Source organism: Marinococcus tarijensis, assembly GCF_054971385.1.
This window is the reverse complement of sequence record NZ_JBQOJA010000056.1, coordinates 1-7,967: the sequence shown is the minus strand read 5'-3', so window position 1 is coordinate 7,967 and position 7,967 is coordinate 1. Positions and strand designations below refer to the sequence as shown.

Genomic DNA, 7,967 nt, shown 5'->3' with positions numbered 1-7,967 from the left:
ACGAAAAAAGAAGCCGGAGAAACATCTCCAGCTTCCGCTTAAAAGAGCTATCATTCGAATTTTGGGACAGCCCCTTTCGTTCTAGTCGCTTACTAACTGTATTGAGATCATCAAAAACTTTTGGCTTTTTTAACCTTTTTCTTTGCCTCTCGGAGTTGCATTTTTATTGTCTCAGGCGATTTAATAAGCTTTTGGGCAATATCTCTTTTTGTGCATCCTTTCTTGTGAAGAGTATAAACTTCCTTCTCTGGAGGCGTCAGATCACGCATATCCTTTTCTTGACGATAGGATTTCAATAACGTTTGTGCTGAATCCCCGTGAATGAGAGGTTTGCCTGCATAAACACTTTGGATCATGAGTGGTAAATCTTCATAAGAATTTTTTGTAATGTAATTTACCGCTCCAGCTTGGAAGGCTTCGTCTATCGTTTCTTCATCATCCCACGAGGTTAGGACAATTGCATGATTAAAAGATCGTTCTCGATATGTTTTCGTAAGTTTTAATCCTTGTAATTCCTCTTGCTCCTTGTTTAAAGATAGATCAATTAAAGCAACATCTATTCGATTTGTATCTATGGCCAATGCTTCTTCATAATTCATGGCTATCTCTGAGACGTGCATTCCTCCTTGTTGCTCTAAATATTCCGAGAGCAGCTTGGACCATATAGGATCGTCTTCAATGATAGCTATTCGTATTTGGGGCATTATTATACCTCCTACTTGGGTCCGGGGAAAACCAGGCATGTTTGGGCTTTGGAAACCATAACGAAAAGGTACTTCCACGGTTTTTCTGGCTTTGAACTGTAATATCTCCACCATGCTGCTGCATAATATTGAAGCAATAAGTTAGCCCTAAACCATAGCTTTCCGTCTGCTGTTTTTTCGAATAAAACGGATCCATTACTCGTTGGCTTTCTATTTTATCCATGCCTGGGCCATTGTCTGTAATATCTAGCACCATATACTTTCTCGCCTCGTACACATCGATACTTATATCTCCATTTCCTCTCAGTGCTTCCTTGGCATTCTTTACAATATTATTAATGACTTCCTGAATATGAATAGGATCGCCATAAAACGAATGTTTAGAACGAATGTGAGTATGGATCTCGATATTTTCGTCTGCTAACAAAAGTTCTCTTTGAGCAGCCTTAATTAAAAGATGCGGATCGAAATTCTCTCGACGTAGTTCAATAATATCCAATTTGCTTTGTACTCTTTGTGATAGTTCACGCAAATGCTGGGTGGTTTGCTGCATCATGTGGAGGTTTTCTCGCTGACTTTCTGATAGTAAATCCTGATTAAATTGCTTGACCATTAAATCTAATTTGCTTACTTCATTTTTAATTGCGTGATTAAATAAGGAAGTACCGGATTTCTGTGCTTGCACACTGCGCGACTGCTGTACAAATTGCACTTGAACACCGAGAAATCCATATTTAACAACAAATACACAAAACAATATGAATTGAAATCCAATAATATAGGTATTGTATCGCCACATGCCTGAAATATTCATAGCTTCTAAAAGGATATTTGTTACAAGCGCAAAAGAAAGAATGGGAACGATAATAATAGCTGTTAATATTTTTTGTTTTTTAATCGATAATCTTGTCTCTTTCCATGCAGTGTAAACAAGCAAACCGTTACAAACTAAAACATAAGGAGTAACCCACACGGCAAAAAATTGATGATTCAGTAAAAAATCAGGATAAATTTCAGTCGTGAACAACATACTTATAGCAGGCAATAGAAAAAGAATGATCCATGTTCTTTTCGTTTTTTGGTTTTGAAGTATGCCACTATAGATAAGCGCAAACATTAAAACAGCTACCGGTGTCCAAAAGTGGCCCACCGAGCTCAAAATACTATCGGCAATAAGAATATAGCTTGGCCGATCTGTACCTGCTCCTAATACACTGGCCAAGCCACCAGCTCCCCCACCAAATCCGATCGAAGCAGCCCATCGTGTCGTCTCACTATATGGATAAACAGCGATTAACACCAATGCCATGAGCCAAAGCAAAATAACTAGTACTACCATGTTATTGAGGTCCTAAAGATTTTTGAATAAATGCCTTGGTTTCTTTCGCAATAGCCCGTTTTTTAAAAACAAATCCTGCATGACCGCTGTTGTATATCGAACGTGCCGGTCGCCCCCAGGTTTCCCATAATTTATTTGCATCCTGATTACTTACGTATTGGTCATGCTTTGCACTCATAAGTAAAATGTTATCTTGAGATATTTTAGGTGTTGCTTCGCTTGGATCAATGATACGCCAATACTCCGCTAAATTTTCGTACTCTACCCCATGATCTTTCAAATCCTGTTTGATGTACTTGCCAGCCGGCGTGTGATAAATAGCGTATGACATACGATTAGCATAGAAAACAGAAATTAGAGCATCAATCTCTTCTTCCAATGTAGCTAATAAATTAGAAATAAATCCACCTAAACTAATTCCAACGACAATGACTGGCCCCCCATAATACGTTTTCAGCCACTTTATTAGACCTCGTAGTTCTTGAATGGTCTGCTGGACTGTATCAATTGTTCGAGCAATATTAGCAGAAATCATCATTTCTCCACTATACGAGGAAGCTTCAGGCTCTCGTTCTAAGTGATATGGCATACAATAATAAAACATATTCCATCCTTGCTTTTGAAACGTCTTGTGAAAAATACTTTTTGTACGATCATGTGAATCTGCTCGCCATCCGTGGACAAAGACAATGTTAGAAGCCGACACATGTTGAATATACGCTTCTCCAGACAAAATTTGATTCTCTTTATGCTCTGCTCTGATCGCACTTTGAGCTTGAAATGTGCCCTCTAAATAATTTTTGCTTGGAAGAAGGTTAAATGAAAGATCAAGATCGGCCGCAGCATAAAACTGTTCTCGTTCTTCTTGACTCGGCACTCGATTAGGAGGAGCATATTGATAATTTTCACTTTTGACTTTGTGAAGTTGATTTAAAGCATATTTATCGATCCATTTTGCTATCATGATTTCAATCATCCTAACTAAGTATTAAATCTAATTAAAGAATAGCTGATTATTTATTTTCTCGTCTTTCAGCCAACATTGCCTTGAAATGTGCTTTCTCTATTTCTAAATTTGAATTGTTATCCGTATCTAAAGTTAAAGAATTTTCGTCGGCAAATAAAGATGTTTCTGTTCCCCCGTCTTGATTCATTCCTTTATTCTTAATAGCGTCCAGCCTTGTTTGAGAAGCTATATGCTTTTCTATTTCACTTTTGATCGTGATAAACAAGTAATCGCTAGGTTTATTAACTTTAGCATTGGTTTTTATATTTCTAATCGCGTTTTGAAGAATTATGAAGAAGGTTTCTTCATAATTCTCTAATAAAATTAATTGATCATTATCTTTTTCTACTTGATTTTTCGATCTAAATAAAATGCCAATCCACTCATATAATTCTTGATAAGAGTCACTAAAATTATCTAACGCATAAAAGATTTTATTTGGGAGTACAGATTTTAAACTAGCTTTTAACAGTTCTTCTTTATTCTTTTCTTTATCATTATATTTTTGTTCGGGAGAAAAATCTTTAAAATTCGTTTCTTTTTGTTTCTTTTTATTAAAGCTATTATTGTTTGAGTTATTACTGTTAGTACCCAAATTATCGGTACTTGGATTAACCGTACTCGGTTTTTTAGGGTGTGGATCCGTATCCGAAATTTTCTGGTACGGGTTACTTTCTTCCTTTTTAGACTCTACTGGAACAGCTAAAATAGAGTATATATTTCGATCAAATTTTGCCCCTTCTTTACGTTGCCGTGTAATACGAATATACCCGCGATCAACTAAGTATTTACGCCACTTATAATACGTATCTTCTGACATCCCTAATTCATCGCATTGCAGACTGACACTAGGGAAGGCTGTCCTTTCACCATCCCCATTTGTGCCAGCAAACGAGCACATATAAGAATAAATAAGTTTTGATTGTTTTGGAAGTGTTTTATCACGCATAACTCTTTGAGCTATTAGTCCATAACCATTTTCATAAATAGTGCCCTCAAATTGAATTACTGTATCCATGCAAAATTCCTCCTTCTAGATATCCCTGCTAGAGACTCCCTAGAAAGAGAAATAAAATGCAAGTATAGGTTCTTCTCTTACATTTATTCATGACAAACTTTGAAAAACAGTATATAAAATTTAGCAAAAGGTTCAAAATTTTTCATCTCTATGATACGCTAAATTTCAAGATGTTTTTAGAGAGATCTCTGTTTATAGTACCTAGGCGGCCAAACCGGATACTATGAGCAGAGATTTTTTCATGTATTATTTTTTATAAAACGTCTCATCGAAGCTTCACTTACTAATATATTTCCTAATAATAGCAATAAGTTCCTTTCTTTATAAGCCCCTACTAATAAGAAAAATTGTAGGAATTAGAAATTTAAAAATTGTTTCGTTGAGAATAATCGTATATTATAATAATATACAGTAATTGTAACGTGTATTAAAAAGATACACAATAAGCAGGAGGAATTTCTTTTGTCCCAAATTGTAAATATGCGATACCCTAAAGAATTATTAGATCGAATTGATAAATTTAAACAAGATAAGGGATTTCAAACTCGTACCCAAGCCATTATTTACCTATTGCAATATGCATTGGAGCAATCTGAGAAAGACAAAAACAAATAAAAGAAGTGAGTATCTAACTCCTTGATTCTATAAAAAGCTTAGATACTCTTTTATTTAGTAATCAAGTTCGTTATTGAATAATATACTATTATGTTTCATTAAACTGAAACATAAACTTTTAAGTTTATGAATACATTTAAATTTCAATAAACTATGGCATTTACATTTTATATTATGTATACTTTTAATAGAAACAATTACATAAGCGGGGTGACACGATGACGACAACGATCACATTTGGCATACAAAAAGGCGGCGTAGGAAAAACATTAACATCTGGAGTTACTGCCTATCTGCTATCTGAAGCAGGTTACAAAGTACTTTGTGTAGATATGGACTCCCAAGGCAATCTAACACAGTTTATATCTGGTATTGATGACCTATCCGAATTTGAAAATGAAACAGTTTTAGAAGCAATCAAAGAGCAAGATGCCAGGCCATATATCAAAGGAATCAGCGAGAACCTGCATCTACTTCCTTCTGACGATTACTTGGCGACCATTGGCCAGTTTTTGTACCAGGAGTATGATGGCAACCGTTCCCTTGCATTACATCGCACTCTTGAGCCCGTACATAAGTTTTATGATTTTATCATTATCGATACCCCTCCCGCTCTTTCAGAGCAGACGATCAATGCACTAAGTACCTCTACGCACGTAGTGATTATGTTCGAAACCAGTAAATTTTGTTATTCAGCTGTCCCTCGCTTTATTGATACTGTTTTGACAACTAAAGAACGGCTCAATCCAGACCTTGAAATTGCAGGTATTCTGCGAACACTTGCTGATGCTAAGCGAGTGGATTCCCAGGCAATGATTCAATTAATTGAAAACGAGTATCCGAACTATGTTTTTGATACGGTTATTCACCGACGAGCGACAACAGGACGACTTCCTATTTATGGTCTCGTCAATAACTCGGAATCCAATCAGGCATTCAGTTATCATAAATCATTTGTAAAGGAGTTGATGGATCGTGTCAGAAGCGAAAAAACAAACCAATAAAGGATCAGATAAAGTACTAGAAAACATGACAAAGCGCAAACAAAGACCTTCTCCAGCTAATATGTTTTTTGATGACCAAGAGACGTCGGATAAAGACGAAGTAAGTGGGGAGCAAAACGACACCTCTGACGATAAAGAAAATTCAGAGGAAACCTTCTGGTCTAACTTTGGTCAAAAAAAGGAAAAGGTTGAGGACACCCATAAACGAGGAACATTTTTAATTCGAAAAGATCTGCTTGAGGAATTTAACCGCCTTGCAGAAGGCCAAGGCAAAGGCTTTAAAACGCAAGCTATCAATTACGCTTTAGAAAACTTGATTAAAGAAATAAAACAAAACAGATAAAACGTAAACAATAACGTAAACTGAAATGTTTCAGTTTACGTTATTGTTTTTTCAACGATTCGTATTTAAGCATGAGAAAGGCGTTCAGCAATTAATATACCGAACGCCTTTCTTAATAATTTATTTTGTTAAATAAGGTAGCCAATGATTTTTAATAGTCTCGAGCTCATCATTAGAATACCCTTCTTCATTTAATCGTTGTTCTAATTCATCTTCAACCATCCAATTCGGAATCGGGCCTGAATTATTTCCTGAATACTTTTTGATAAGATCTTTTACAATTAGTTCTGCCTTTTTAGGTTCTGGAAGGCTTTTCTCTCCGTATTCAATATCAGTAATTGATGATTCGAAGGGGAGTGCTTGGCTGGCTGCATAATCTCTCCGTATGGCATCTATTAATGCCCCGGCTAAATTATGAAATTGGGTTTCATTTTGAGAAGCAATGTGTTCGATGTTTCGAATAACTTTATCTTTTTCATGCTCTATCAAAAGTTTTTTTGCTTGTTTTTCATCAATTCCATATGTGGTGAGCAACTGAATGATTTCGTTGTTATCGTTCTCTTCTATTACATTTTCGACGTATTTGTCATTGGGTTGGATGGCAAACGTTAAAGCTGCTACCTTTCTTCCTTCTTTGATTTCTACATACGAAAACGTTAAATCCGTGTAATTTTCTAATTCCTCTTGGGCTTTTTTAAGAATGCGATTTTTGAAATTGGCATATGGTTCATATTTTCCTTCTTCGATATTTAATAGCTGCCGGAGTTCTGGGATGGAGTAACTCACCTGGTGGCGAAATTCGTCTTTTTTTAATAACTCGTACATCCGCATCGAATACTCGCTTCGCAAACGAAGGACGTTTCTTAATTTGAATGGCGTAAAGCGTTGTTTTAGTTCTAATAAGTAAGGTTTCATTTTTTGAGAAAATTCGAGCTCTACGCATCCTTGACCATGAAAATATTCGCTTGATGCTACCCAATTTACGTATAATTCCGATTTTTCTTTCTGGATATATGCGCCTTTTTGTTGCAACCCGAGCACGATATTCTGTACTTTTCGGTAATAGTTTTTGGTCTGAATACCGAGAATATCGGCGATATCTTTTACTTTTACTCTGTGTATTTTAAAATCGTTATCTTCTTTATGTATTAACGAAGCAAAGGCATAAATGATCCGGCGTTCTTGAATAGTGAGATCCTGGCGGGACATGATGAGATCGTTGGACTGTGTGACTGTATGCTCAGGCGATATTTCAGAGACTCCGGGTAAATCCATCTGTTCACTCACCATGCCGCTTCACTCCTCCCAGTTATTAGTAAGTTAATTATAATTACTGCTTATCTCTTCTGTCTACTCCTCTTTTTGTAATAGTTATTCGATGGAACAACATTATTTAATTTTTCACCTTGTTGTTTACATCGTTTATTTGTTTAACAACTAAATTACAATGATTAATAATTAGAGAGCTCTGTAAGCCCCTAATATCAAGGGTTTCAATTTTGAACTATTACACATTGAGGAGTGAACTATTACACATTGGGGAGTGAACTATTACAATTAAGGGAGTCGAACTATTACACATTGAGGAGTGAACTATTACAATTAGGGGAGTGAACTATTACACATCGAGGAGTAACTATTACATATTGGGGAGTTCAACTATTACAAAAAAAGGAGTGTACTTTTGTGAATTATATGTCTTTAACTATTACATATTGAGGAGTTTAAAAGTTATAAATGTTTAAATTTATTATTACATTTACGTAAATGTTTCAGTAATAATGGACATAGTATAAATGTTGAGAGAGCGTAAAATATTTTGTGTAAACGAGCGAACACGAAAAAAGGAAGTCCTTTTCTCGTAGAATGAAGTTAGCCGACCACATTCACAGAAAAGAGGACTTCCCTATGAATGATTTTACTACAGATATTGCTCAC

8 protein-coding genes are annotated in these 7,967 nt (G+C 35.7%); 3 read left to right on the top strand and 5 right to left on the bottom strand.

Going from position 1 to position 7,967, the window contains the following annotated elements:
* Positions 1 to 110 precede the first annotated feature (110 nt).
* From ACTTK7_RS16800 to ACTTK7_RS16785, 4 genes are read right to left on the bottom strand one after another with little or no spacing between them, the layout of a single operon-like run.
* On the bottom strand, positions 111 to 704 hold the full coding sequence (locus ACTTK7_RS16800) for a response regulator transcription factor (protein ID WP_462869250.1): 594 nt from the start codon (positions 702 to 704) through the stop codon (positions 111 to 113).
* Positions 676 to 2,043, bottom strand: a complete 1,368-nt coding sequence (locus ACTTK7_RS16795; protein WP_462869249.1) for a sensor histidine kinase — start codon at positions 2,041 to 2,043, stop codon at positions 676 to 678. Before ACTTK7_RS16795 ends, ACTTK7_RS16800 begins: the two co-directional genes overlap by 29 nt.
* Before the next feature lies 1 nt (position 2,044).
* Positions 2,045 to 3,007 (bottom strand): alpha/beta hydrolase family protein, encoded by a 963-nt coding sequence (locus tag ACTTK7_RS16790; protein ID WP_462869247.1) that lies wholly within the window; start codon positions 3,005 to 3,007, stop codon positions 2,045 to 2,047.
* 49 nt (positions 3,008 to 3,056) lie between these two features.
* Positions 3,057 to 4,067 carry a helix-turn-helix domain-containing protein gene (locus ACTTK7_RS16785; protein WP_462869246.1) on the bottom strand — a complete coding sequence of 337 codons (1,011 nt, stop codon included), beginning with the start codon at positions 4,065 to 4,067 and terminating at the stop codon, positions 3,057 to 3,059.
* A 462-nt stretch (positions 4,068 to 4,529) separates the two neighbouring features.
* On the opposite strand from ACTTK7_RS16785, the gene ACTTK7_RS16780 reads away from it, so the two are divergent.
* The 3 genes from ACTTK7_RS16780 (at position 4,530) to ACTTK7_RS16770 (ending at position 6,029) form a co-directional block, all read left to right on the top strand.
* Positions 4,530 to 4,682, top strand: coding sequence for a ribbon-helix-helix domain-containing protein (locus ACTTK7_RS16780; protein WP_022795260.1), 153 nt, complete (start codon positions 4,530 to 4,532; stop codon positions 4,680 to 4,682).
* Positions 4,683 to 4,900: 218 nt separating this feature from the next.
* On the top strand, positions 4,901 to 5,686 hold the full coding sequence (locus ACTTK7_RS16775) for a ParA family protein (RefSeq protein ID WP_462869245.1): 786 nt from the start codon (positions 4,901 to 4,903) through the stop codon (positions 5,684 to 5,686).
* Positions 5,658 to 6,029 carry a hypothetical protein gene (locus ACTTK7_RS16770; RefSeq protein ID WP_079473969.1) on the top strand — a complete coding sequence of 124 codons (372 nt, stop codon included), beginning with the start codon at positions 5,658 to 5,660 and terminating at the stop codon, positions 6,027 to 6,029. The genes ACTTK7_RS16775 and ACTTK7_RS16770 overlap by 29 nt, the downstream gene beginning before the upstream one ends.
* A 120-nt stretch (positions 6,030 to 6,149) precedes the next feature.
* Here ACTTK7_RS16770 and ACTTK7_RS16765 read toward each other — a convergent pair whose 3' ends face one another.
* The gene (locus ACTTK7_RS16765; protein ID WP_079473968.1) at positions 6,150 to 7,319 is read right to left on the bottom strand and encodes a replication initiation protein; all 1,170 of its coding nucleotides are present in this window, start codon (positions 7,317 to 7,319) and stop codon (positions 6,150 to 6,152) included.
* Positions 7,320 to 7,967: the final 648 nt, after the last annotated feature.

Bases quoted from the DNA above. Each gene is read 5' to 3' on its own strand.
- ACTTK7_RS16790 (WP_462869247.1), bottom strand. From the start codon at position 3,007: ATGATAGCAAAATGGATCGATAAATATGCTTTAAATCAACTTCACAAA.
- ACTTK7_RS16785 (WP_462869246.1), bottom strand. From the start codon at position 4,067: ATGGATACAGTAATTCAATTTGAGGGCACTATTTATGAAAATGGTTAT.
- ACTTK7_RS16775 (WP_462869245.1), top strand. From the start codon at position 4,901: ATGACGACAACGATCACATTTGGCATACAAAAAGGCGGCGTAGGAAAA.
- ACTTK7_RS16795 (WP_462869249.1), bottom strand. From the start codon at position 2,043: ATGGTAGTACTAGTTATTTTGCTTTGGCTCATGGCATTGGTGTTAATC.
- ACTTK7_RS16800 (WP_462869250.1), bottom strand. From the start codon at position 704: ATGCCCCAAATACGAATAGCTATCATTGAAGACGATCCTATATGGTCC.
- ACTTK7_RS16765 (WP_079473968.1), bottom strand. From the start codon at position 7,319: ATGGTGAGTGAACAGATGGATTTACCCGGAGTCTCTGAAATATCGCCT.